The following is a 23,142-nucleotide window of genomic DNA, read 5'->3' as shown; positions in this document are numbered from 1 at the left end:
GTATGCGTGCAACGGGGCGTGCGCATTGTGTCAGGAATCCGGATAATCCGGTCTGTTCAGGCTGTTTCAACTCATTTATCAGCGCTCGGGAGTTCACTCAATGCGTCGTGTCACCCTAACCCAGTTTCTTATCGAGCAGCAGCGCGCCGGCCGCGTCTCGGCCGATTTGCGTTTGCTGCTTGAAGTCGTTGCCCGTGCGGTCAAGGCGATCAGCGTCAATGTATCGAAGGGCGCGCTTGCGGGTGTGCTCGGCGAGGCTGGTACGGACAATGTTCAGGGCGAGGCGCAGAAGAAGCTCGACGTGATTGCCAATGAAATTCTGCTTCAGGCCAACGAGTGGGGGGGGCATCTGGCTGGCATGGCGTCGGAAGAGGTTGAGACGGTGCACCAGATTCCCTTCGATTATCCGAAGGGTGGCTATCTGTTGTTGTTCGATCCGCTTGATGGCTCGTCAAACATCGACATCAACGTTTCGGTGGGGACCATCTTCTCGGTGCTGCGGAATCCGGAAGGGCGCACCGATGTGACCGAGGACAGTTTCCTGCAGCCCGGCAGCGAGCAGATTGCAGCGGGTTATGCAGTGTACGGGCCATCCACCCAGTTCGTCCTGACGGTGGGGCACGGCGTGCATGCCTTTACGCTCGATCGTGAGATGGGTAGTTTCATCTATACCCATCCGTTCATGACGGTGCCGGACGAGACCAGCGAGTTCGCCATCAATGCCTCCAACGCGCGCCACTGGGAGGCGCCCGTCAAGCGCTACATCGACGAGTTGCAGCAGGGCAAGACCGGGCCGCGCGGGCGCGATTTCAACATGCGCTGGGTCGCGTCGATGGTGGCCGACGTGCATCGTGTGCTGACTCGGGGAGGTATCTTCATGTATCCGCTGGACGAGAAGTGCCGGGCGCAAGGCGGCAAGCTGCGTCTGATGTACGAGGCGAATCCGATGGCCATGCTGATCGAGCAGGCAGGTGGTGCCGCAACCACCGGCCGCGAGCGCATTCTCGATGTGGTGCCTGGCAAGCTGCATCAGCGTGTGCCGGTCATCCTGGGTTCCAGGGCCGAAGTCGAGCGGGTGACGGCCTATCATCTTGAGGGCTGAGTACTGCGCCGGGGCGCGCAGTTGCTTGCTTGCGTGCCTCTTTGCGTTTTGCTCGGGAGCGCTTCAGGCTCAGACCGGTGTCACGGTTGCGCTGGAGGCTCCTGCCTCTGTGCGCCCTTTGTTGACCCAGCACCTCCGCTTGCTGCGGGAGGCGACGGTGGACGTTCCCGAACTTGCGGCGGATCGTCTTGCGCTGGTGCGTCGTACCCGGCGTGAAGTGACGGACCTGCTTGCAACCGAAGGGTTTTTCAGTCCGGAGGTCAGGCTCGATCGCAGTGAGCAGGGCCGCTGGTTGCTCACTGTCGAGCCGGGTGAGCGTGCCCGCATCGATGCCGTTGATATCCAGTTTGAAGGCGAACTGGCGCACAACGAGGCTGACACCGCATTTCGCGATGCCTTGCGTCAGGCGTGGGGGCTGGGGGTGGGGCAGCCGTTTCGACAGGCAGATTGGGATCGCGCCAAGCAGCAGTTGCTCGACAGCGTCAGCCGGAAGAGATTTGCTGCTGCACGTTATGCGGCCACCCGCGCCGAGGTGGATGCCGAGGCCGCCCGCGTCAGGCTGGCATTGGTGGTCGATAGCGGTCCGGTGTTCCGGCTGGGTGAGTTGCAGGTCAGCGGCCTGCGTCATCTGCCGCTGGATCTGGTCGAGCGCTACCGTCGATCGAATCCGGGCGACGAGTATGATCGCGACGCCCTGCTGGCCTTTCAGAGCGAGCTTCAGTCCGCACCACAGTTTGCGTCTGTGATCGTCGACATCGATCGTGATCCGATGCGCGCATCCGCAACGCCGATTCGCGTCCAGGTGTCCGAGGCGCAATCCAGGCGGCTGGGCTTTGGTGCCGGCCTTTCGAGCAATACCGGCTATCGGGTTGAAGCCAGCTATCGGGACGTCAATCTGCTCGACCAGGCCTGGGAACTCTCTACTGCGCTGAGGCTGGAGCAGCGCCGTCAGTCGCTGTTCGCCGACGTGTTTCTGCCGCTGGAGCGTGCGCGCCATCGCGACAGCTTTGGTGTGTTGTTCGATCGCAGCGACCTGGAAGGCCTCAAAGTGTCGAGTCAGGCCATCGGTGCGACGCGGACCACCATACGCGGTGACATCGAGACGCAGCTTGGCCTGCGATTGCAGCACGAGGCCCTGCGGCCTGATGGTGCGGACCCGAGTTCGCAGAATACGCTGACCGCGAATTGGGGCTGGGTACAGCGCGCGGTGGATGATGTGCTGGATCCACGACGTGGTTATGTGCTCGAGGTCCAGGTCGGTGGCGGCGCCAGCGTTGCGCTGGCCGAACAGGATTTCGTCAGGGTCTATGCGCGCTATCAGCATTACCTGCCGGTGGCCGAGCGGGATGTGCTGATCTTGCGCACCGAGGCCGGCGCAACCCTTGCTCCGTCGCGCGATGGCATTCCCCAGGATTTCCTGTTTCGCACCGGTGGAGCGCAGTCGGTGCGTGGCTACGCCTACCAGAGCCTGGGGGTGAAGGAGGGCGAGGCAACCGTAGGTGGGCGCTACCTGGCGACTGCCAGTGTGGAGTATGTCCGCTGGTTCGCGCCGGACTGGGGGAGCGCGTTCTTCATTGATGCGGGTGATGCCGCTGATTCACGTGAGAGCTATCGCTTGCGCACCGGCTACGGCGTGGGGGGGCGCTGGCGCAGTCCCGCCGGGCCGCTGGCCATTGATCTGGCCTGGTCTCATGAGGACCAGCGCCTGCGTCTGCACTTTGGCGTGGCTGTCGCGTTCTGAGTGCGTAGCGTGAGATGAGGCGGGGGTGCCTGCCGATTTTGTCGTTCCCGCCAGGTTGGGTTCGCTGCGCACAATGTTGATTCAATATCTTCGCCAGCTGGGGCCAGCTGTCTATTGGCGGGTGCTTGGGGTGAGGGGCCTGATCGGCACATCGTTGCTTGCTGAGAGCGGGGGCAGACACGAGCAGTGCGAGACGTTCAACGTGGGCTGTGATAAAAATTTCTCGTGATGTGGCACTTGAAATCGCTTATGCCCGTCCCTATTATTAGCACTCGTTGGCAGTGAGTGCTAACAAGCCTGGAGCCGCTCCAGGTCACTGCGAATTTTTCACGGCGAACACTGTTCGCCAACGTTGAACTGAACCAAGGAGTGAACTCGATGAAGATTCGTCCCCTGCACGATCGCGTGATCGTCAAGCGTCTGGAAGCCGAACGCAAGACCGCCAGCGGTATCGTGATCCCCGACTCCGCCGGTGAAAAGCCCGATCAGGGCGAAGTGCTGGCTGTCGGCAACGGCAAGATCCTGGACGACGGCAAGGTTCGTCCGATGGCCGTCAAGGCGGGCGACAAGGTGCTGTTCGGCAAGTACGCCGGCCAGTCGGTCAAGGTCGATGGCGAAGAGCTCCTCGTGATGCGCGAGGAAGACATCATGGGTGTGGTCGAGGCCTGAGCCTCCCCCGTCCTGCATCGATCCACATCTGAATAATCTAGGAGTTTCACAGCATGGCTGCTAAAGAAGTCAAGTTTGGCGATTCCGCGCGCGAGCGCATGGTTGCTGGTATCAACATCCTGGCCAACGCGGTCAAGGTTACCCTCGGTCCCAAGGGCCGTAACGTGGTGCTCGAGCGCTCGTTTGGCGCCCCGACCGTGACCAAGGACGGCGTGTCCGTCGCCAAGGAAATCGAACTGAAGGACAAGTTCGAGAACATGGGCGCTCAGATGGTCAAGGAAGTGGCTTCCAAGACCTCCGACATCGCGGGTGACGGCACCACCACCGCCACCGTGCTGGCGCAATCCATCGTCCGTGAAGGCATGAAGTTCGTTGCCGCCGGCATGAACCCGATGGATCTGAAGCGCGGCATCGACAAGGCTGTCGTCGCCACCATCGAAGAGCTGAAGAAGCTGTCCAAGCCCTGCTCGACCAACAAGGAAATCGCCCAGGTCGGCTCGATCTCGGCCAACTCCGACGCCGATATCGGCGGCATCATCGCCAACGCGATGGAAAAGGTCGGCAAGGAAGGCGTGATCACCGTTGAAGACGGCAAGTCGCTGAACAACGAACTGGACGTCGTCGAAGGCATGCAGTTCGACCGCGGCTACCTGTCGCCCTACTTCATCAACAACCCGGACAAGCAGGTTGCCATCCTCGACAACCCCTTCGTCCTGCTGTTCGACAAGAAGATCTCCAACATCCGTGACCTGCTGCCGGTGCTGGAGCAAGTGGCCAAGTCGGGCCGTCCGCTGCTGATCATCGCTGAAGATGTCGATGGCGAAGCACTGGCCACCCTGGTGGTGAACAACATCCGTGGCATCCTGAAGACCTGCGCCGTCAAGGCTCCGGGCTTTGGTGATCGTCGCAAGGCCATGCTCGAAGACATCGCCGTGCTGACTGGCGGTCAGGTGATCGCCGAAGAAGTCGGCCTGACCCTCGAGAAGGCAACCCTGGCTGAGCTGGGCCAGGCCAAGCGCATCGAAGTGGGCAAGGAAAACACCATCGTCATCGACGGTGCTGGCGACGCCTCGCGCATCGAAGCCCGCGTCAAGCAGATCCGTGTGCAGATCGAAGAAGCCACCTCCGACTACGATCGCGAGAAGCTGCAAGAGCGCGTGGCCAAGCTGGCCGGCGGTGTTGCAGTGATCAAGGTGGGTGCGGCGACCGAAGTCGAAATGAAGGAAAAGAAGGCCCGCGTGGAAGACGCCCTGCACGCCACCCGCGCTGCAGTGGAAGAAGGTATCGTCCCCGGCGGCGGCGTTGCCCTGCTGCGTGCCCGTGCCAATCTGGCTGGTCTGAAGGGTGACAACCACGACCAGGACGCCGGCATCAAGATCGTGCTGCGCGCCATGGAGCAGCCGCTGCGCGAGATCGTTGCCAACGCTGGCGACGAGCCCTCGGTGGTGGTCAACAAGGTTGTCGAAGGTTCGGGCAACTTTGGCTACAACGCCGCGACCGGCGAATACGGCGACATGGTCGAGATGGGTGTGCTGGATCCCACCAAGGTGACCCGCACCGCGCTGCAGAATGCTGCTTCCGTTGCTGGCCTGATGCTGACCACTGACTGCATGGTCGGTGAGCTGGCTGAAGACAAGCCCGCCGGCGGCATGCCGGGTATGGGCGGCATGGGTGGTATGGGCGACATGGGCATGGGCATGTAATTGTTGCCTGACCCAGCCTGAGAGAAACCCCGTGGAAACACGGGGTTTTTTTACGTCTGTGTGTCTGGATTGGCGCTTTCGACTCGCTAGCAAGGGCTGGGGCGAGCACGCGCTGTCGTCTTCGGTCGTGGCATCAGCAAACGCTAACGCGGTAGATCGAAGGCGTGGAATAATGAAGGGCTGGCGAAAAGGCGGCAGGGAGCACCACCGCACGCAGCAGGCGATGCTCCCCGGAGCGACGTGGCACGGATGCCGGGGTCGCTCCCGAAGACCGAGTAAAAGGAGAACAGCGGAGCTGACTCTAATGGCGTCCGCTTACATTGAACTTACATCCGGAACCCTATGCGCATCCTGCTTGCAGAAGATGATCCAGTCATTGCTGACGGGATTTGCCGGGCGCTCAAGCGCGGTGGCTACGCGATCGACCATGTTGCAACCGGGAGCGACGCCGATGCCGCGCTGGCCTCGCAACCCTACGATTTGCTGATCCTTGATCTGGGCTTGCCCAAGCTGCCGGGCATCGAGGTGCTCAAGCGCCTGCGGGCGCGCAAGTCTGCCATTCCCGTGCTGATCCTGACGGCTCAGGACGGGGTCGAGGACCGCGTGCGCGGACTGGATGCCGGGGCCGATGATTACATGACCAAGCCTTTTGCCTTGCCCGAGCTTGAAGCACGGGTGCGGGCGCATACGCGCCGCGGTACCGGTCAGCCACGTTGCATCGAGATCGGCAACCTCAGCTACGATCAGGCCGATCGTGTGGTCAAGATCAATGGTCAGATGATCGAACTGTCGGCACGTGAGGTCGGCTTGCTCGAGGTCTTCATTCTTCGTGTGGGTAGACTGGTCAGCAAGGATCAGTTGGTTGACCACCTGTGCGGTTGGGGTGAGGAGGTCTCGAGCAATGCAATCGAAGTCTATGTACACCGTTTGCGCAAGAAGCTCGAGGATAGTGGCATCCGCATCGTGACGGTGCGTGGCCTGGGGTACTGCCTGGAAAACCCCGATGTTCTCCAGACTGCGAAAGTCTGAACGTAACGCCAAGGGGCAGCGTGCCACCGGACAGCCCAATTCGCTGTTCGGTGAGATTCTCGACTGGATGCTGGCGCCACTGTTGTTCCTGTGGCCGATTTCCATCATCGTCACGCACAACGTCGCTGACAACATTGCCAATCAACCCTATGACCGTGCAATGGCGGACAGCGTGCGGGCGCTTGCAAGACTGGTCACCGTGGAGAACGACCAGGTCGTGGTGCATTTCCCGGCGCCGCCGCGGGCCCTGTTCCGCGCCGATCAGGACGATACGGTCTACTACCAGGTGGCGGATCAGTCTGGTCAGCTGATTACCGGTGACCGCGAGATTCCATGGGCACCGGCGCCGGCAACCGTGCTGGCAGAAGAGGTCAGATACCGCGATGAGGTGATTCATGGCGAGGAGGTTCGGGTCGCCTATCAGTTCGTGCGCGTATGGCCGGAGCCTGCCAGTCCCTTGGTGCTGGTCCAGGTCGCCGAGACTCGCAACAAGCGTTCGGATCTGGCGTCGCGGGTGGTCACTGGCGTGTTGTTGCCACAGTTCGCGATCATTCCACTCGCAGTGGTACTGGTGTGGGTTGGGCTGACGCGCGGCATTGCACCGCTGAATCGGCTGCAAAGCCTGATCCGCAGGCGTCGGCCGACCGATCTCTCGCCGATTGTGCCAGCCAGCGTGCCGGAAGAGGTTCGCCCGCTGATCATTGCCTTCAACGACATGATGGCTCGCCTGGAGGAGAACCTGCAGGCACAGCAGCGTTTCATCGCCGATGCCGCGCACCAGATGAGAACCCCGCTGACCGGGCTCAAGATGCAGACCGATCTTGCCTTGCATGAGAGCGATCCCGAACAGTTGCGGCTATCGCTGACCCGGATTGCAGACAGCACCGAACGTGCCAGTCATCTGATCAACCAGCTGCTCTCACTGGCACGTGCCGAGGCCAGCTTCGAAAAGCTTTATGTGGTGGAGATCCTGGATGTCGAGGCGGTCGTGCGTGAGGTCGCGCAGGATCTGTTCCCACGGGCGTTGGCCAAAGGCATCGACCTGGGTGTGGAGGGAAGCGGTCAGGGCATGCTGGTCGAGGGGAACCCCGTACTGCTGCGCGAGATGATCAAGAACCTGATGGACAACGCAATCAAGTATACGCCGCGTGGCGGCAGCGTGACGGCGCGCACCCGGCATGCTGGAACGCCCATCCTGGAGATCGAGGATACCGGCGAGGGTATTCCCGATGCGGATCGTGAGCGGGTGTTCGAGCGCTTCTATCGAGTGCTGGGGAGCGGTGCCGATGGTTCGGGCCTGGGCTTGCCGATCGTCCGGGAAATTGCCGACCTGCATCGTGCGACCGTCACCCTGTGCCCCAACCCTGCGGGGCAGGGGACGCTTGCGCAGGTGGTGTTCCCCCGCAGCCAGTTGCAGCCTCCACCGCCTGTACATGGGGATTTTTATCCGCTCGGATAAATTATGCTTGACGCTCCGTGTAGGTCCGCTATAATGCGCACCTCGTTGGCCAGTTAGCTCAGTTGGTAGAGCAGCGGATTGAAAATCCGCGTGTCCGTGGTTCGATTCCGCGACTGGCCACCAAAAGACAAGAAAATGCAAAAAGCCTGGTCGAATAGATCAGGCTTTTTGCATTTTTCTTTGTGTCTCTGGGTGTGGTGTCCATTCAAGAGTCAGCGCGTAAGGCCAATCACGCCCAGTTCCCGGTAGATGCCTTCCGCCATGCGCGCATAGCCTGCCGCGTTAGGATGTATTGGATCTGCACGAAGTTCTGGCGTTGCCAGTGTCTCGGAAAATACGCCCGGAATGAGTGGCGTGCCCTCCTCTTTGGCCAGTTCGGCATAGAGCGGGGCGTCGGATGGGCGCTGAGCGACGATGCTCAGCAGTGAGGCTGCGGGTACGGCAATCAGTACCGCGTGGGCGCCTGCAGCCTGGGTGGTGCGAATGATCTGGCGGATGTCTTCCTTGACCGCGCTTGCGGGCCGGCGGCGGATGAAGTCGTTGCCGCCGATCTCGATGAGCACCAGGCGGGGCTGGTGTTCGGTCAGCAGACTCTCGATCCTGTGCTTGCCGGCTTCTGCCGTGTCACCCGGGATGCCTCCATTGATGATCTGCCATCCTGTACGGTCGGCCAGCAAGCTGGGCCAGTCTTCGCCACGACTCGCGCCGGTGCCGAAGGTGACGCTGTCGCCAAATGCCAGCACGGTTTCGCCCGCAGGAAGTACTGGCAGCTTAGGACGCTCCGAGCAGGCACCGAGTGCTGCCAGGGTCAGCGACAGCAGGAGGAAGTTTCGGCGTTTCATCGGTATCTGCTTGTGGTACGGGGGTGAGGGTTGAAGAATCTGCAAGGTTCTCCCGAAGCCTTGAATACTTCCTTGCTGGGTTCGATCCGGCTTTTGAAGCCCAGCGCCTGACATCCGTAGGGTTGATCTGGATGGTGAGTGATGAAGTAATGGGCGCAGCGATGACAGCGTATGTCTGCGGGTGTAGAGGCCGTCTGCATGGTGTGTCAGGAAACGCTCAGGAGTCCATATTGTGCCCTTACGCGGTTCGTTACGGCTATCCGGGCTGAATGCCATGATCGGGGTAGGGGCTGTGACGGGCGGGGTGGGGGAGGGGGCGAAATGAGGTGTTCCTGCTGTGAAGGTGGCAAGTCTGCGGCTTCTGCGGGCGTGAGGGGTATAATCACCGGCTTATCCGGATTTCCGACCGCTGATGCAGCTTTACGCCCTTGGACTGAACCACCACACCGCACCGCTTGCGATTCGCGAGCGTGTGGCGTTTCAGCCTGAGCGGCTGGATCTGGCGCTGCACGACCTGACGCGTGGCTCGGCGGTTCGCGAGGCGGCGATCTTATCGACCTGTAATCGCACCGAGCTCTATTTTGCTGCCGAGCAACCGCAACATGCGGCTGACTGGCTGGCTGGCTTTCATCAGTTGCCGCTCAATGAGGTTGCGCCTTACCTATATGCGCACCCTCAGCGCGACGCGATCCGGCATGTGTTCAGAGTCGCCAGCGGACTGGATTCGATGGTCCTCGGCGAGCCGCAGATCCTGGGGCAGGTGAAGGATGCAGTGCGGCGAGCGGAAGAAGCGGGCACGCTGGGGACCTTGCTGCACAAGTTGTTCCAGAGCACCTTCGCCGTCGCCAAGGAAGTGCGTTCGACGACTGCGATCGGTGCGAACACCGTGTCGATGGCCGCAGCGGCGGTCAATCTGTGCGCGCGTATCTTCGAACGGGTGTCCGATCAGCATGTGCTGTTCATCGGTGCGGGCGAGATGATCGAGCTCTGTGCGGCGCATTTTGCGGGCGCCGGGCCCAAGTCAATGACCATCGCCAATCGTACCGAAGCCCGCGGGCAGGCGCTGGCAAGCCGATTTGGTGCGCAGACGATGCGTATCGACCTGGTGGGTGACATGCTGCCCCGGTTCGACATCGTGGTGTCCTGTACGGCCGCGCCCTTGCCCATTGTCGGCCTGGGTATGGCCGAGCGCGCGATCAAGGCGCGCCGTCATCGGCCCATGGTGATGGTGGACCTGGCGGTACCACGCGACATTGAGCCGGAAATCGGCAAGATGGACGATGTCTTCCTCTATACGGTGGATGATCTGGCACAGGTTGTTGATGCAGGCCTGGAGTCCCGCCAGCAGGCGGTGATTGAGGCTGAGGGCATCATTGATAGCCGGGTGGATGGATTCCTGCACTGGATGCAGGCGCGCGACTCGGTACCGGTGATCAGGGCCTTGCGTCAGCATGCCGAGAACGTGCGCGAGGCGGAGGTCGAGCGCGCGTTGCGTCTGCTTGCTCGGGGAGGGGATCCTCAGCAGGTGCTTGAGGCGTTGTCGCATGGGCTGACCAACAAGCTGATGCATGGCCCCACCCGTTACCTGAATCAGGCCGAGGGCGAGCAGCATGCCGATGCGGGACGCATCGTGCGGCAGTTGTTCAACCTTCCGCCTCAACAACACTAGCCGATACGGCCGCCGCGCCGTGGTCGGCCATGGCGCGGTGCATTCCCCGATCCAATGAAGCAGAGTATCCGCGACAAGCTAGAACATCTCACCGGCCGGCTCGACGAGCTCGACCGCGAGCTCGCCTCTTCCGACGCCGCGCAGAACATGAACAGCTTTCGCGAGCGGTCGCGCGAGCGTGCGGAAATCGAGCCGGTGGTGGTGCTCTATGAGGCTTATCGTCAGGCTGAGGCGGACTGCGCGACTGCACGCGAACTGCTTGACGATACGGAAATGGCCGAGCTGGGCCGGATGGAGCTCGAGGCTGGCGAAGTGCGCATTGCGGAACTTGAGGAGGCGCTGCAACGTGCGCTGTTGCCGCGTGATCCCAACGATGAGCGCAACCTGTTTCTGGAAATCCGTGCGGGTACCGGGGGGGATGAAGCGGCCCTGTTTGCCGGCGACTTGTTGCGGATGTACTCGCGGTATGCCGAACGTCAGCGCTGGCGCGTCGAGATGGTGTCGTCCAGTGAGTCGGATCTGGGCGGCTACCGGGAAGTGATTGTCCGCATTGTCGGGGTGGGCGCCTACTCCCGCTTGAAGTTTGAATCGGGGGGGCATCGGGTGCAGCGTATTCCTGTCACCGAGACCCAGGGGCGTATCCATACTTCGGCATGCACGGTGGCCGTGATGCCGGAGGCTGACGAGCTCGATGCGATCGAGATCAATCCCGCGGATCTTCGTATCGATACCTTTCGCGCTTCGGGTGCAGGCGGGCAGCACATCAACAAGACCGACTCTGCGGTCCGCATTACCCATGTTCCGACCGGCCTGGTCGTGGAATGTCAGGACGATCGCTCGCAGCATCGCAACAAGGCGCAGGCCATGGCCGTGCTGGCGGCGCGTTTGCACGACATGCAACTGCGTCAGCGTCAGGCGGCCGAGGCTGCAACACGCAAGAGTCTGGTTGGCAGTGGCGACCGGTCGGAGCGTATCCGTACGTATAACTTTCCTCAGGGGCGTGTCACGGATCACCGGATCAACCTGACGCTGTACAAGCTCGATGCCGTGATGCAGGGCGAGATTGACGAGTTGGTCGATGCCCTGACGCTGGAGCATCAGGCGGATCTACTGGCGGCCCTGTCCGAGGAGCAGGGGTGAGCGAGCAGCCCGACATCGCCGGCGCGCTTGGCTGGGCCCGGCAGCAGATCGATCAGCTGGATGCCCGTGTGCTGTTGCGTCATGTGCTGCAGTGCCCACCGTCCCGTCTGGTCGCCTGGCCGGAGCAGAAGCTTGATGCCGAGGCCTGGCGGGTGTTTCGAGACCTGGTGGAGCGGCGTCGGGCGGGCGAACCCGTGGCGTATCTGACTGGCGAGCGCGAATTCTATGGACGTCACTTCATGGTGACGCCCGCCGTGTTGATTCCGCGTCCCGATACCGAACTACTCGTCGAGTTGGCTTTGGCGCATTTTTCCAGTGTTCCCAGGGCGCGGGTGCTGGACATGGGGACAGGGTCGGGCGCGCTTGCGGTCACATTGGCGCTGGAGCTCGACGCGGCAGATGTCACTGCCCTCGATCGTTCGCGTGAGGCGCTGTGGGTGGCGATGGCCAACGCTGCACGGTTGGGAGCGAGTGTGTCCTTCGTCCAAAGCGACTGGTTCGCCGGCCTGGGCGAGGAGCGTTTTCAGCTGATTGTCGCTAATCCTCCCTACATCGCAGCGGCAGATCCTCATCTGGAGCAGGGCGATCTGCGCTTTGAGCCCCGGACCGCCCTGGCTGCGGGGTCGGCAGGGCTGGACGATCTGGTGGAGATCGTTGCGGGCGCGCCCGCGCATCTGGAGCCGGAAGGCTGGCTGCTGCTGGAGCATGGCTACGATCAGGCTGCATCGGTGCGGGGTTTGCTCGCCGATGGCGGGTTTGCCTCGATTACGTCCTGGAAGGATCTGGCAGGCATCGAGCGCGTGTCCGGCGGGCGCTATCTGGGCCGGCGCTGAAGCATGGAACGCTGTTTGCTTGATGTTGCCTGGCTTGGCAATATTGACGGAGTCTTGTGGCAGGCCTAGAATTTCCCGACTAATTCACTCGGTTTATTGGATACAGAAATGGACATTCAGGACGTCATTCGCGAGCAGGTGTCGAGCAATGCGGTGGTGCTTTACATGAAGGGCAGCGCCCAGATGCCGCAGTGCGGTTTCTCGTCGACGGCGGTGCAGATTCTGAAGGCGTGTGGCGTGACCGATTTCGTCACCGTCAACGTACTGGCCGACGAGGCCATCCGTCAGGGCATCAAGGCGTTTTCCAACTGGCCGACCATTCCTCAGCTTTACGTCAAGGGGGAGTTCGTCGGCGGTAGCGACATCATGCGCGAGATGTATCAGAGCGGCGAGATGCAGCAGTTGCTGAAGGACGCAGGCGTCGTTGCCTGATGTCCTGACTGTTGCGCCCAGATGGTGCGTGTGTGCTTGAAATAGGCGGTCAGGTGTCGAAGTTTTTTACACTTGGCCGCCAGTTATTTCCAGGGACCTCGCCTGGAAATTTCAAGTGCTTGAAAGCAATCAATTTTATTTGATTTATTTGCCGGGCTCGTTTTTTGCTTGATAAGCGTGAGTGTGATTGTTTTCCTGTACTCTTGTGTGGCGGCAGCGCATATTCACAGGCAATCGCGAGTGTCTCCTTATTGAGGTTTTTATGTCATCCCCCGTGCAAGCGCATACCGAACAGCGTAGAAAACTGATCAAGGCCGCAGCAGGCGCATCAGCCGTGTTCACGCTGCCCAGCGGGGCTGCACTTGCCAATGTCAGCGCAACCTGTGATCAGAAAAGCCTGAAGTTGTATCAGGATGCCGCCAAGCCGACGGGCTTCAGTGCTGCTACGGACGGCTGGATGCGGGTAAAGCTGCAAAAGTACAACGTAAGGGCCAAGCTTCCGGGTGAGACCAGCAATACGACTGGCGCCGGATTCAATTATGCTGGCAAGTGGTTCAGGGTAATCAGCTCCACTACGGGCGGTAACAAGGCGGTCGAGGTTCTGCCGGTTAACACTACGATCGTAAGTAACGAGTTCTTTTATGGGCTGGTTCACTACGACACTAATGCAAAGATGGGCAAGCTTGTGCTTGACCAAACGGCAGAAACTGTAAACCCCATTGCAGGCGCCTCCTGCTGGAATTCCCTGACGGGTGCGACCCTCAATAGCAATACAATCATTCCTTGAGATTTGATCCACCCGCAACGGGCGCAGTCTCTGATGAGACTGTCCTGATGCGTCGGCTGGGCGACGCGGCAGTCGTGTTCGATGGCCGAGACGGGCAAACCCATGTCCTGCCGCCTGAGGCGGTCGCGGTGGCCGATTGGGTCGCTGAGTTTCAGCAATTGAACGGGCGGGTCTCGATTGAAGTCTTGAACGCCCGTTTGTGCGAAGAGTTCGGCATCGATGAGCATGTGACCGGTTATCGGGATCTCCTGAACATGTTGCAGGAGATCGGTGTCCTGCGCGCATGACGGCTTCTCCTTTGTTTTTTTCCGATGCGACTCCAGATCGAATCGATGCCGCGCTTGCGTCAGATGGGCTGTGGCTGTCTTATGGTGCGTGTCGTGTGCGGGTGCGTGCAGAGGCCTCGGGCTTCGCCAGGATACTGCAAGACGTCTACGGGGCGTTTCCGTTTCAGGATCAAGGTGAGTTCGCCGACTTTCACGTGCGGCTCGAGCGTGGGAGAGGGCTGCGGCGATTGGTGAAACCGCAGGTACGGTTCTCTATTGATGGTGTCGAGCCTTTCGAGCCTTTCCCCGTTTCCAATGCCTTGCCTTTGTTTGAATGGGGCGTCAACTGGTGCTTTGGGCAGCGCTTCAATCAGTATGTGCTGCTCCATGCCGGTGTGTTGGGACTGAACGGGCGCGCCCTTGTCATGCCTGCGGTGCCGGGTTCCGGCAAGAGTACGCTGACAGCAGCGCTTATGTTGAGTGGCTTCCGGCTGCTGTCTGATGAATTCGGCGTGCTCAGACCGATGGATGGTCGTCTGCTGCCGATGCTCAAACCCGTGGCGCTCAAGAACGAATCAATTGAGGTGATCCGCCGTTTTGCACCCGACGCACGCATGGGGCCCGTGTTTGCGGGGACACGCAAGGGCGATGTCGCACATCTTGCACCCAATGCTGAAAGCGTTGCTGAGCTCGATTGTGAGCTTGCACCGGCACTGGTGTTGTTCCCGCGCTGGGAGGCTGGGGCTGCCTTGTCGCTGCTGCCGCAGGCTCCGGAGCAGGCATTTGCCCGTCTGGCATTCAACAGCTTCAACTACGGTTTGCTTGGCGCACGCTCGTTCAATGCAGTAGCGGATCTGGTGGAGCGCAGCCAGTGTTACCAACTGGTCTACAGTCGCCTGGACGAGGCTCTGGACTGCATACGGTGCTTGATGACTGATGAGGACGTTTGAGGTCATGCCCGGAAACAAGGCACATTGGCACTTGCTGTCATTGTTGCGGGATGTGGATCACGTTCGGCGGATGACGCTGGCCGACTGGGATCTGACCCTGCGCCTGGCCCGACAGGCTCGCCTGCTGGGTACGATTGCGCATCGAGTGGCTGCGAATTCTGTTCTTTGGCGTTTGGTGCCGCCTGAGGTGCAGGGGCATCTTTGTTCGGCGCTGGTCTATGCGGATCACCGTGCAAGGATGGTCCGGCTCGAGCTTGGCGCACTGGCTTCGGTCATTCCATCATCCGTACCGGTCGTGCTGCTCAAGGGGGCGGCCTATGTGGCCGAGGCGCAGCCTTTTGCAGCTGGACGGTTGCCGGGCGATGTCGACATCATGGTGCCACGTGACCGGTTGGACGAGGTTGAGCACGCCTTGCTCGATGCGGGCTGGAAGTTCGAGTCGGTGGACGACTATGATCAGCAGTACTACCGGCAGTGGAGTCACGAACTGCCTCCAATGCGATATCCCGGACATGCACTTGAGGTTGATCTGCATCATACGATCACGCCGGTGACCAGTCGCACGCGTGCGGATACGGGTTTGTTGTTCCGCGATGTCCGCGCTGTTACTGCAAGTCGTTATCTGGTTCTGTCGCCCGCAGATCAGATCGTGCACGCGGTGATCCATCTGTTTCAGGATTCCGAACTTGACGTTCGTTTGCGTGACCTGGTTGATATCGATGCCTTGCTGCGTGCATACATGCAGGCCGATGCAGATTGGTGCCAACTGGCGACGCGTGCCCAATGCCACGGCGCCTCGGGGTTGCTGGCTTATGCGCTGAAATACTGCGGGCTTTGGCTCGGGACGCCGGTGCGCGAGGTTGTTGCGCCGCCGATGGGCCTGGCGTGCCGTGGCATGGACTGGTTGATGTCGGCGACGATGTTGCCGCATGATCCGGATACTGTCCCTGGCTTGAAGCGCCGCATGGGGGGGTGGGCTGCGCAGGTTCGGTATCACCGCCTCCGTATGCCGCCGGGCTTGTTGATCCGCCATCTGTCGACGAAGATGGGGCGGCAGCTTGCGCATGCCGTCCGCTTCCGTGCCGCATCAAAGGTTCGCGATACGGGCGCTGGCCAGAGACAGCCGGGTGGATAACACCTCGAGGAAGGCCTTGTAGAAGTGCATCCTGCAGGTGTCGGATGCGCGCTGTAGCGCGCGGGCGCGAATGGTGATGACGTCGACCTCGGTATTGGCTTCGACAGAGGCTGACCGGATCCCGCCACCGGCAGAAAACAACGCCATCTCGCCGAAACACTCACCGGCGGTCAGGATGTTCAACAGCTTGCCTCTTTTCTTGACCTGGGCTTCGCCGTTGGCCAGAAAGCAGAAGTGGTCTCCGGCTTCGCCTTCTTTCATGATGACGGTGCCTGGTTTGAGGTGGCTCCATTGAGCCAGGGTGATCACCTCCCACAGTTCGGCATCGGCGAACTCGCGGAAAAAGGCAATGCTGCGCAGGGTCTGAAACTTTTCGGCCTCGGGCAGGGCATGACGGTCGAGCGCCACGCTGCGGTTGCGGAAGGCCAGGGCGAGGTCATGCGAGAACTCTGCCCAGCTCTGGTAGCGGCGGTCGAGCTCCTTTTCCATTGCGCGGCGTACGATCGCGTCTAGCGCCAGAGGGATCTCCGGCCGCAGGTCAATGGGGGGGACCGGCGTTTCGTGGGCAATACGGTAGATCAGTCCGTAGTTGTTATCGGCTTCGAACGGCAGGCGACTGGTCAGCAACTGGTACATCACCACGCCCAGTGAGTAGATGTCGGTGCGGTGATCGAGCGGCATCTCCCGCACTTGCTGGGGTGACATGTAGGCGGGTGAGCCGATGCCGGTAATCTGGGTGGTGTCGCTGGCAGTCTGCAGCGCCGCACCGAAGTCCGAGATCCGGATGTCGCTACCGCCGGCCGCAGTCAGCAGGATGTTGGCCGGCTTGATGTCACGGTGGGTGATGCCTTGGTGAAAGGCGTAGTCGAGCGCGCGGGTGCACTTGAAAATGATTTCGATCAGGCGCTCGAACGGTAGCAATTGACCTGGGCGGGTCAGTGGCTCGAGCGTCCCGCCAGGGACATACTCCATGACCACATAGGCATCGTTGTCGCTGATGACCGCATCGTAGATCTGCACGATGTGTGGGTGAGCGAGCTTGCCGGCAAGCGCGGCCTCGTTGAGCAGCAGTTGCCGGTACAGACGGCCTCGCTGCTGGTCGCTGACGACTTCAGGGAAGAGCTGCTTGATGGCTACATCACGCTGGCGGAAGGGGTCCCAGGCCAGGAAGACAGCACTGGTGGCCCCTTCGCCCAGCAGGCGACGAATCTCGTACTTGCCGATCCTGTTCGTCGCCATGTCCGATCAGGCCAGTCGTTTGCGTGCAGCAGCAACTGCGGCACGGACGCGTTCCGGGGCCGTGCCGCCGACATGACTGCGGGACGCGAGCGAGCCTTCGACGGTGAGCACCTCGAATACTTCCGGTCCAACGCGCTCTGCCGCGCCGGGGACATGTGCCATGGCCGCCCGTAACTCTTCGAGGCTGAACTGGGGCAGGTCGCAGCCCCGGCCTTCTGCCGCGCGCACCGCAAGCGCAACAGCCTCGTGCGCATCACGGAAGGGCAGGCCTTGTTTGACCAGGTAGTCGGCCAGGTCGGTTGCCGTGGCATAGCCCTGCGACAGTGCGCCGCGCATGGCGTCGGCCTTGACCTTGATACCGGTGATCATGTCAGCGTAGATGCGCAGGGTATCGATGACCGTGTCGGCGGTATCGAACAGGGGTTCCTTGTCCTCCTGGTTGTCCTTGTTGTAGGCCAGCGGCTGACCCTTCATCAGGGTGAGCAGGGCGATGAGGCTGCCGTTGACGCGCCCGGTCTTGCCGCGGACCAGTTCCGGTACGTCCGGGTTCTTTTTCTGCGGCATGATCGAAGAACCGGTGCAGAAGCGGTCCGCCAGGTCGATGAAGCCCACGCGAGGGCTCATCCACAGGATGAGCTCCTCCGACAGTCGCGACAAGTGGGTCATCAGCAACGCCGCTGCAGCGCAGAATTCGATGGCAAAGTCACGGTCGCTGACCGCGTCGAGCGAGTTGTAGCAGACCTCGTCGAAGCCAAGTTCGGCTGCGACGAACTCGCGATCGATCGGGTAGCTGGTGCCCGCCAGGGCCGCACTGCCCAAGGGCAGGCGATTGACGCGCTTGCGGCAGTCAGCGAAGCGCTCGGCATCGCGGCGGCTCATTTCGTAGTAGGCCATCAAGTGGTGGCCGAAAGTCACCGGTTGGGCCACCTGAAGATGCGTGAAACCCGGCATTGGAGTGGCAGCATGGGCTTCGGCAACATCGAGCAGCTTGCGCTGGAACTCGCCGATCAGGATCAGGATCTGGTCGATGGCGTCGCGTAGCCAAAGGCGTATGTCGGTTGCAACCTGGTCGTTGCGGCTGCGGCCGGTATGCAGGCGTTTGCCTGCATCGCCCACCAGGGCGGTGAGGCGCTTCTCGATGTTGAGGTGGACGTCCTCGTCATCAAGGCTCCAGACAAACTCGCCACGCTCGATCTCCCCCAGTATCTGGGCCATGCCTCGTTCGATGTCAGCCAGATCGGCCGCTGCAATGATGCCCTGGCGGGCCAGCATCTTCGCATGCGCGAGCGATCCACGGATATCCTGCTGCGCCATGCGCTGGTCAAAATACACCGATGCGGTGTAACGCTTGACGAGATCCGAGACCGGCTCGGAGAAGCGTCCGGACCAGGCCTTGCTGGTGTTGGCAGAGTCGATGTCGTGGGGCTGGGGCGCGGCTTGATCTGTCATAATGCCTTAACTGAGGATGATGTCGCGGCGGGCATGTCAGGCCCGTTTCGCGGTAGTGCTTGCTGACGGAGTGCTACTTGTGCGAGAGCCTGCTGTGCTGCCTGCTCCGAGATGAAAAGTATAAAGCAAAAGCCTCGTACGCCTGCTGCTGCGCCCCTGCCGGATTTCCGCAATCTTGGCGTGATGCTGCGCGCCATGCTGTTGGTCAATCTGCTTGCGGTCTTGACCGTGCTGGTGCGTGTCGATGTGCCTGCCGACTTGATGTCAGAACTGTTACTGATGGCGGGTCGTGTCGAGCTGCCGCTGTTTCTCGCAATGCTGACTTTGTATGGGGTGGCGCCGGCGCTAAGCAAGATGGCGTCTCGACTGGCTGCGCTGGTCGTTGCCGGCGTGGCCCTGGCGTCGGTGGCGCTGACCTGGCCGATTCTGCAGGGCAGTGAGAATGGCAGCCTTGTGCGCTGGATGAGTTGGGCTCTGGGGGCGGCGCTAGTGAGTCTGATGTACTTCGACTATCGCAGCCGCTTGTTCTCGCCCGCGCTGACAGAGGCACGGCTGCAGGCCTTGACCGCACGGATCCGGCCCCATTTTCTGTTCAATACCCTCAATGCCGTGCTCGGGGTGATCCGCTCCGATCCGCGCCGTGCCGAGCGTGGCCTGGAGGAACTGGCCGAGTTGTTTCGTGCGCTGATGCGGGAGAATCGAAACTTGGTGCCACTGGGTGAAGAGCTTGCCTTGTGTGAGCGTTACCTGGGGCTGGAGCAGTTGCGCCTGGCCGAGCGACTGGAGGTGCAATGGCAACTGGAGGGGGATGTGGCGGCCTTGAAGCGCATTCTGGTGCCGCCCCTGCTGCTGCAGCCCTTGCTCGAGAACGCGGTGTATCACGGCGTCGAGCCCTTGGCCGGAACCGGTGTTGTCCGGGTCCGGATCCAGCGGCAGGGGCGGGATCTGCTGCTCGAAGTCGAGAATCCGGCGGCGCCAGGTGGGTCGCATCATCATGGGAACAACATGGCGCTTGAGAACATTCGCGAGCGGCTGATGCTGTTTTACGATCTGGAGGCGAGGCTTGAGATCGATGGTGGGGCCGATCGCTACCGCGTACGTATTCATCTACCGGTGAGGATGTCTGCAGAATGAGCCATGTGCCGTTGAATGTGCTGATCGTCGACGACGAGGCTCCGGCCAGGACGAGGTTGCGCGATCTGTTGGGTGACCTGGCCGTCAGTTGTCCGACCCGAATTGTCGGAATGGCGGCAAACGGGGTGGAGGCCTTGCGCCTTCTGGAGGCGACTGATGCCGATGTGGTACTGGCCGACGTCCGCATGCCGCTGATGGATGGTGTGGAGCTCGCCCGCCATCTGGGGGCGCTTGCCCGCCCGCCTGGGGTGATTTTTACCACTGCTTATGACGAGTACGCCGTCCAGGCCTTCGATGTGGCAGCGGTGGACTACTTGTTGAAGCCGGTGCGGGCCGAGCGGCTTGCTGCGGCGTTGGGTAAGGTCAGGCGCGAACCGCTGGATCGTCAGGTGCTCGAGTCATTGGCGACCGGGCGACGGCAGCATTTCAGTGTCAGTGAGCGGGGGCGGATCCTGCTGGTGCCGGTCGATGCGGTGCTTTACCTACGCGCCGAGCAGAAGTATGTCACTGCGCGGACGGGGGAGCGGGATTACTTGCTGGACGAGACGCTGGTGCAGATCGAGCACGAATTTGGTGAGCGCTTCCTGCGTGTGCATCGCAACTGCCTGGTAGCACGCAGCGCGGTTGCAGGCGTGGTGCGGGCCGGTGAGCACGAGGGGGAAGCGCATTGGGCAATCCTGCTAAGGGATTCCGATGAGCAATTACCTGTCAGTCGCCGGCAATGGCCGGTCGTCAAGCAGGCTCTCGGCGTCTAGGACAGGGCGCATTGCCAGCCCGGAGTCCGGGCCGGCTGCGTCATGCGTCGTGGTCAGCCGCTGTTGCGAAGGCCCGCGGCCACTCCGTTGATCGAGATATGGATGCCGAGGCGGATACGCTCGTCGTCACCTTGTTCGCGGTGTCGCCGCAACAGTTCGACCTGCACATGATTGAGCGGATCCAGATAGGGGAAGCGGTTGCGGATCGAGCGCTTCAGCAAGGGGTTGTCAGCCAGCAATTCCGCCTGTCCGGTAATGGCAAGCAGCGCATCGACCGTTGCCTGCCATTCATGGCGGATGCGCTCGAAGATCGAGGTCCTTAGCGCGACGTCCTTGACCAGGGCGGCGTAGCGTGACGCGATGGCGAGGTCGGTCTTGGCCAGTACCATGTCCATGTTCGACAGCAGGGTGCTGAAGAAGGACCAGTCGCGGTACATGGCTTGCAATTGCGCCAGTCCGTCATCCGGATGGCTGGCGAGCCACTGCTTGACTGCCGATCCGAAGCCATACCATCCTGGCAGCATCAAACGGCATTGTGACCATGAAAACACCCACGGAATGGCGCGAAGGTCTTCGATGCGGGTGCCTTTCTTGCGCGACGCCGGGCGCGAGCCAATGTTCAATCCGGCAATTTCAGCGATGACGGTCGATTCCCAGAAGTACTGTTCGAAACCGGGTGTCTCGTACACGAGGCCGCGGTAGCTCTGGAATGCGGTATCCGACAGTTGCTGCATGGCGTCGATGAACGTGGCCGGCGTCGGTTTGGCGCCGTCCGCGCGCAGGCTGCTTTCGATCGTCGCTGCGACCAGCACTTCGAGGTTACGTCGACCCACCTCCGGGTTGCCGTACTTGGCGGCGATGACCTCGCCTTGTTCGGTCAGCCGGATCTGGCCTTGTACCGCGCCTTCGGGTTGGGCCAGGATGGCCTGGTAGCTGGGGCCGCCACCGCGACCCACCGAGCCACCCCGGCCATGGAACAGGCGCAGGCGGATACCGTGACGTCCGAAAACCTCGATCAGTTCGCCTTCTGCCTTGTAGAGCGCCCATCCTGAGGTGAGGAAGCCGCCATCCTTGTTGCTGTCCGAGTAGCCCAGCATCACCTCTTGCGAATCGTCACGCGATTCGCTCAACAGGCCGCGATAGAGCGGGATGGAAAACAGCCGGTCCATGACCGCGGCGGCGTTGTCCAGGTCGCCGATGGTCTCGAACAGCGGAATGATGTTCACGTCGAGTGCGTTCTCCAGCGGGCGCAGCAGGCCGGCCTCCTTCAGCAGGACAGCCAGTTCAAGCAGGTCGGAGACGTCGTCAGTCTTGGAGATGATGCAGTTGCGGATGGCGGCCTGGCCGAAACGCAGGTGTGCGGCACGGGCGGCGCGGAAGATCGCCAGCTCGGATTCGGTGTCTGCCGAATAGCTGACGTGGGGCGAGGCCAGCGGGCGTGCAGTGGCCAGTTCGTTGAGCAGCAGTTCGCAGCGACCGGATTCGTCCAGTGAAAGGTAATCGGTGCCGGGCTGAGCCAGCGCGAGCAACTCGGCAACGACGCGTTCGTGTACGTCGGAGTTCTGGCGCAGATCGATGGGTGCGAGGTGAAAGCCGAACACCTTGAGTGCGCGGCGCAGTTGCCGCAGCCTGCCTCGTGCCAGGGCCGCGCTGCCATTGGCGACCAGCGAGCGATGAATGGTGTCGAGATCAGCCGCGAATGCATCCACACTCGGATAAGGCGCTGCGTCGGCAACCGGATGGCGTACCGGGTCGGTACCCAGCAGTGCGCGGTGAGTGGCTGACAGCCGCGCATAGATGCCGGAGATGGCCCGGCGGTAGGGTTCGTCGCTGCGATGGGGTGAATGATCGGGCGAGTGGTCCGCCAGTGCGAGCAGGGCGTCCGATGCGCTGACCAGACCCAGCGCCAGCGACAGTTGCGAGCCCAGGGTGTGCAGCTCGTCGAGGTAGTAGCCGAGCGCGGCGCTGGCCTGCATTGTCAGCGCGCGCTCAAGCACTTCAGCGGTGACGAAGGGGTTGCCGTCACGGTCGCCACCGATCCAGCTGCCGACCTGCAGAAATGCCGGCAGTTCGTGTCCGGCTAAGTTAGGGTCAGCGGCTGCGAGGCGATCTTCCAGCCCGGCGTAGAGACGCGGCAGTTCGCTCAGGAACGTGGTCTCGAAGTAGGACACGCCGTTGCTGACCTCGTCAATGACCGACAGTCGGGCGGGGCGCAGCATGCGGGTCTGCCACAGGGTGAGCACGGCGCGGCGCAGTGCGTCCAGGTTTGCCGCAGACTCTTCAGGCGTCAATTGCATCCGGTCGCGTTCGTCGAGCAGACGGGCGATGACGGTCTGACAGTTGAGGATGCTCTTGCGCTGGACTTCGGTCGGGTGGGCGGTCAGCACCGGCGAGACCAGTGCGGTGTCGAAGAAGCTGCCCAGTTCGGCCGGGCTGGCAATGTTGTTGTCCAGCACGTGGGCGATTGCGTGGCTGAGGCTGCCTTCGCGCGGCGCGGAACCTGCCAGCAAATGGGCGCGGCTGCGTCGGATATGGTGCTGGTCCTCGGCAATGTTGGCGAGATGGGAGAAGTAGCTGAATGCCCGGACGACCTGGATGGTCTGTTCGCGCGACAACGCATCCAGGGTGCCTTCGAGTTCGCGGCGTGCGGCAAGGTCGTCGTCGCGCCGGAAGCGTACCGAGGTCTGGCGGATACGCTCGATCAACTCGAAGCTGGCTTCGCCCTGCTGATCACGCACGGTGTCGCCGAGCAGGCGGCCGAGCAGGCGGATGTCTTCGCGCAGGGGCGCGTCCTTGTCTTGGGTCATG

20 protein-coding genes and 1 tRNA gene are annotated in these 23,142 nt (G+C 61.7%); 17 read left to right on the top strand and 4 right to left on the bottom strand.

Translation table 11 applies throughout. The annotated features are described in order from the left end of the window. The first annotated feature begins 100 nt into the window (after window positions 1-100). From DNK49_RS19800 to DNK49_RS19770, 7 genes are all read left to right on the top strand, one after another. A complete protein-coding gene (locus DNK49_RS19800; protein WP_110528823.1) occupies window positions 101-1,102 on the top strand; it encodes a class 1 fructose-bisphosphatase in 1,002 nt (333 codons plus the stop codon). A 25-nt stretch (window positions 1,103-1,127) separates the two neighbouring features. Continuing rightward, a complete protein-coding gene (locus DNK49_RS19795; RefSeq protein ID WP_207807053.1) occupies window positions 1,128-2,843 on the top strand; it encodes an autotransporter assembly complex protein TamA in 1,716 nt (571 codons plus the stop codon). 378 nt (window positions 2,844-3,221) lie between these two features. Next, window positions 3,222-3,512 carry a co-chaperone GroES gene (gene groES / locus DNK49_RS19790; protein ID WP_110528817.1) on the top strand — a complete coding sequence of 97 codons (291 nt, stop codon included), beginning with the start codon at window positions 3,222-3,224 and terminating at the stop codon, window positions 3,510-3,512. Between the two features lie 53 nt (window positions 3,513-3,565). Continuing rightward, on the top strand, window positions 3,566-5,215 hold the full coding sequence (groL, locus tag DNK49_RS19785; RefSeq protein WP_110528814.1) for a chaperonin GroEL: 1,650 nt from the start codon (window positions 3,566-3,568) through the stop codon (window positions 5,213-5,215). 342 nt (window positions 5,216-5,557) lie between these two features. Further along, window positions 5,558-6,244 (top strand): response regulator transcription factor, encoded by a 687-nt coding sequence (locus DNK49_RS19780; protein WP_110528811.1) that lies wholly within the window; start codon window positions 5,558-5,560, stop codon window positions 6,242-6,244. Continuing rightward, complete coding sequence (locus tag DNK49_RS19775; protein WP_110528808.1) at window positions 6,219-7,703, top strand: sensor histidine kinase; 1,485 nt, start codon at window positions 6,219-6,221, stop codon at window positions 7,701-7,703. The genes DNK49_RS19780 and DNK49_RS19775 overlap by 26 nt, the downstream gene beginning before the upstream one ends. Window positions 7,704-7,750: 47 nt before the next feature. Further along, a tRNA-Phe gene (locus DNK49_RS19770) sits at window positions 7,751-7,826 on the top strand. 89 nt (window positions 7,827-7,915) lie between these two features. On the opposite strand, the gene DNK49_RS19765 is transcribed toward DNK49_RS19770, so the two are convergent. Further along, on the bottom strand, window positions 7,916-8,545 hold the full coding sequence (locus tag DNK49_RS19765; protein WP_110528805.1) for a GDSL-type esterase/lipase family protein: 630 nt from the start codon (window positions 8,543-8,545) through the stop codon (window positions 7,916-7,918). A 412-nt stretch (window positions 8,546-8,957) separates the two neighbouring features. On the opposite strand from DNK49_RS19765, the gene hemA reads away from it, so the two are divergent. From hemA to DNK49_RS19720, 8 genes are all read left to right on the top strand, one after another. After that, a complete protein-coding gene (gene hemA, locus DNK49_RS19755; RefSeq protein ID WP_110528799.1) occupies window positions 8,958-10,214 on the top strand; it encodes a glutamyl-tRNA reductase in 1,257 nt (418 codons plus the stop codon). Between the two features lie 54 nt (window positions 10,215-10,268). Next, a complete protein-coding gene (gene prfA, locus DNK49_RS19750; RefSeq protein ID WP_110528796.1) occupies window positions 10,269-11,354 on the top strand; it encodes a peptide chain release factor 1 in 1,086 nt (361 codons plus the stop codon). Next, window positions 11,351-12,187 carry a peptide chain release factor N(5)-glutamine methyltransferase gene (prmC, locus tag DNK49_RS19745; protein ID WP_110528793.1) on the top strand — a complete coding sequence of 279 codons (837 nt, stop codon included), beginning with the start codon at window positions 11,351-11,353 and terminating at the stop codon, window positions 12,185-12,187. The genes prfA and prmC overlap by 4 nt, the downstream gene beginning before the upstream one ends. Window positions 12,188-12,295: 108 nt before the next feature. Continuing rightward, the gene (gene grxD, locus DNK49_RS19740) at window positions 12,296-12,619 is read left to right on the top strand and encodes a Grx4 family monothiol glutaredoxin (protein WP_110528790.1); all 324 of its coding nucleotides are present in this window, start codon (window positions 12,296-12,298) and stop codon (window positions 12,617-12,619) included. Between the two features lie 262 nt (window positions 12,620-12,881). Next, on the top strand, window positions 12,882-13,406 hold the full coding sequence (locus DNK49_RS19735) for a hypothetical protein (protein WP_110528786.1): 525 nt from the start codon (window positions 12,882-12,884) through the stop codon (window positions 13,404-13,406). Between the two features lie 47 nt (window positions 13,407-13,453). Next, window positions 13,454-13,693, top strand: coding sequence for an HPr-rel-A system PqqD family peptide chaperone (locus DNK49_RS19730; protein ID WP_110528783.1), 240 nt, complete (start codon window positions 13,454-13,456; stop codon window positions 13,691-13,693). Continuing rightward, window positions 13,690-14,622 (top strand): HprK-related kinase A, encoded by a 933-nt coding sequence (locus tag DNK49_RS19725; RefSeq protein ID WP_110528781.1) that lies wholly within the window; start codon window positions 13,690-13,692, stop codon window positions 14,620-14,622. The genes DNK49_RS19730 and DNK49_RS19725 overlap by 4 nt, the downstream gene beginning before the upstream one ends. Before the next feature lie 4 nt (window positions 14,623-14,626). After that, window positions 14,627-15,757 (top strand): nucleotidyltransferase domain-containing protein, encoded by a 1,131-nt coding sequence (locus DNK49_RS19720; protein WP_165843393.1) that lies wholly within the window; start codon window positions 14,627-14,629, stop codon window positions 15,755-15,757. Here the strand turns inward: DNK49_RS19720 and DNK49_RS19715 are convergent. Beyond that, window positions 15,710-16,996 carry a serine/threonine-protein kinase gene (locus tag DNK49_RS19715; RefSeq protein ID WP_110528775.1) on the bottom strand — a complete coding sequence of 429 codons (1,287 nt, stop codon included), beginning with the start codon at window positions 16,994-16,996 and terminating at the stop codon, window positions 15,710-15,712. The genes DNK49_RS19720 and DNK49_RS19715 overlap by 48 nt on opposite strands. A gap of 6 nt (window positions 16,997-17,002) precedes the next feature. Then, window positions 17,003-18,445 (bottom strand): argininosuccinate lyase, encoded by a 1,443-nt coding sequence (argH, locus tag DNK49_RS19710; RefSeq protein ID WP_110528772.1) that lies wholly within the window; start codon window positions 18,443-18,445, stop codon window positions 17,003-17,005. Window positions 18,446-18,556: 111 nt separating this feature from the next. Here argH and DNK49_RS19705 point away from each other — a divergent pair, with 111 nt between their 5' ends. Both DNK49_RS19705 and DNK49_RS19700 read left to right on the top strand, forming a co-directional pair. Next, window positions 18,557-19,579, top strand: coding sequence for a sensor histidine kinase (locus tag DNK49_RS19705; RefSeq protein ID WP_110528769.1), 1,023 nt, complete (start codon window positions 18,557-18,559; stop codon window positions 19,577-19,579). Beyond that, window positions 19,576-20,334 (top strand): LytR/AlgR family response regulator transcription factor, encoded by a 759-nt coding sequence (locus tag DNK49_RS19700; RefSeq protein WP_110528766.1) that lies wholly within the window; start codon window positions 19,576-19,578, stop codon window positions 20,332-20,334. The genes DNK49_RS19705 and DNK49_RS19700 overlap by 4 nt, the downstream gene beginning before the upstream one ends. 53 nt (window positions 20,335-20,387) lie before the next feature. Here DNK49_RS19700 and ppc read toward each other — a convergent pair whose 3' ends face one another. After that, on the bottom strand, window positions 20,388-23,141 hold the full coding sequence (ppc, locus tag DNK49_RS19695) for a phosphoenolpyruvate carboxylase (protein WP_110528763.1): 2,754 nt from the start codon (window positions 23,139-23,141) through the stop codon (window positions 20,388-20,390). Window position 23,142: the final 1 nt, after the last annotated feature.

Origin of the sequence: Parazoarcus communis SWub3 = DSM 12120, assembly GCF_003226565.1 — a bacterium.
Lineage (GTDB): Bacteria > Pseudomonadota > Gammaproteobacteria > Burkholderiales > Rhodocyclaceae > Parazoarcus > Parazoarcus communis.
This window is presented reverse-complemented; position numbering and strand designations above follow the sequence as displayed.

Excerpts from the sequence above, each read along its gene's own strand:
- hemA (WP_110528799.1), top strand. The coding sequence starts at position 8,958 with ATGCAGCTTTACGCCCTTGGACTGAACCACCACACCGCACCGCTTGCG.
- DNK49_RS19775 (WP_110528808.1), top strand. The coding sequence starts at position 6,219 with ATGTTCTCCAGACTGCGAAAGTCTGAACGTAACGCCAAGGGGCAGCGT.
- DNK49_RS19765 (WP_110528805.1), bottom strand. The coding sequence starts at position 8,545 with ATGAAACGCCGAAACTTCCTCCTGCTGTCGCTGACCCTGGCAGCACTC.
- DNK49_RS19700 (WP_110528766.1), top strand. The coding sequence starts at position 19,576 with ATGAGCCATGTGCCGTTGAATGTGCTGATCGTCGACGACGAGGCTCCG.
- DNK49_RS19800 (WP_110528823.1), top strand. The coding sequence starts at position 101 with ATGCGTCGTGTCACCCTAACCCAGTTTCTTATCGAGCAGCAGCGCGCC.
- DNK49_RS19730 (WP_110528783.1), top strand. The coding sequence starts at position 13,454 with ATGCGTCGGCTGGGCGACGCGGCAGTCGTGTTCGATGGCCGAGACGGG.
- groES (WP_110528817.1), top strand. The coding sequence starts at position 3,222 with ATGAAGATTCGTCCCCTGCACGATCGCGTGATCGTCAAGCGTCTGGAA.
- DNK49_RS19705 (WP_110528769.1), top strand. The coding sequence starts at position 18,557 with ATGAAAAGTATAAAGCAAAAGCCTCGTACGCCTGCTGCTGCGCCCCTG.
- prfA (WP_110528796.1), top strand. The coding sequence starts at position 10,269 with ATGAAGCAGAGTATCCGCGACAAGCTAGAACATCTCACCGGCCGGCTC.
- groL (WP_110528814.1), top strand. The coding sequence starts at position 3,566 with ATGGCTGCTAAAGAAGTCAAGTTTGGCGATTCCGCGCGCGAGCGCATG.
- DNK49_RS19735 (WP_110528786.1), top strand. The coding sequence starts at position 12,882 with ATGTCATCCCCCGTGCAAGCGCATACCGAACAGCGTAGAAAACTGATC.
- DNK49_RS19725 (WP_110528781.1), top strand. The coding sequence starts at position 13,690 with ATGACGGCTTCTCCTTTGTTTTTTTCCGATGCGACTCCAGATCGAATC.
- DNK49_RS19780 (WP_110528811.1), top strand. The coding sequence starts at position 5,558 with ATGCGCATCCTGCTTGCAGAAGATGATCCAGTCATTGCTGACGGGATT.
- grxD (WP_110528790.1), top strand. The coding sequence starts at position 12,296 with ATGGACATTCAGGACGTCATTCGCGAGCAGGTGTCGAGCAATGCGGTG.
- argH (WP_110528772.1), bottom strand. The coding sequence starts at position 18,445 with ATGACAGATCAAGCCGCGCCCCAGCCCCACGACATCGACTCTGCCAAC.
- DNK49_RS19715 (WP_110528775.1), bottom strand. The coding sequence starts at position 16,996 with ATGGCGACGAACAGGATCGGCAAGTACGAGATTCGTCGCCTGCTGGGC.
- ppc (WP_110528763.1), bottom strand. The coding sequence starts at position 23,141 with ATGACCCAAGACAAGGACGCGCCCCTGCGCGAAGACATCCGCCTGCTC.
- DNK49_RS19720 (WP_165843393.1), top strand. The coding sequence starts at position 14,627 with ATGCCCGGAAACAAGGCACATTGGCACTTGCTGTCATTGTTGCGGGAT.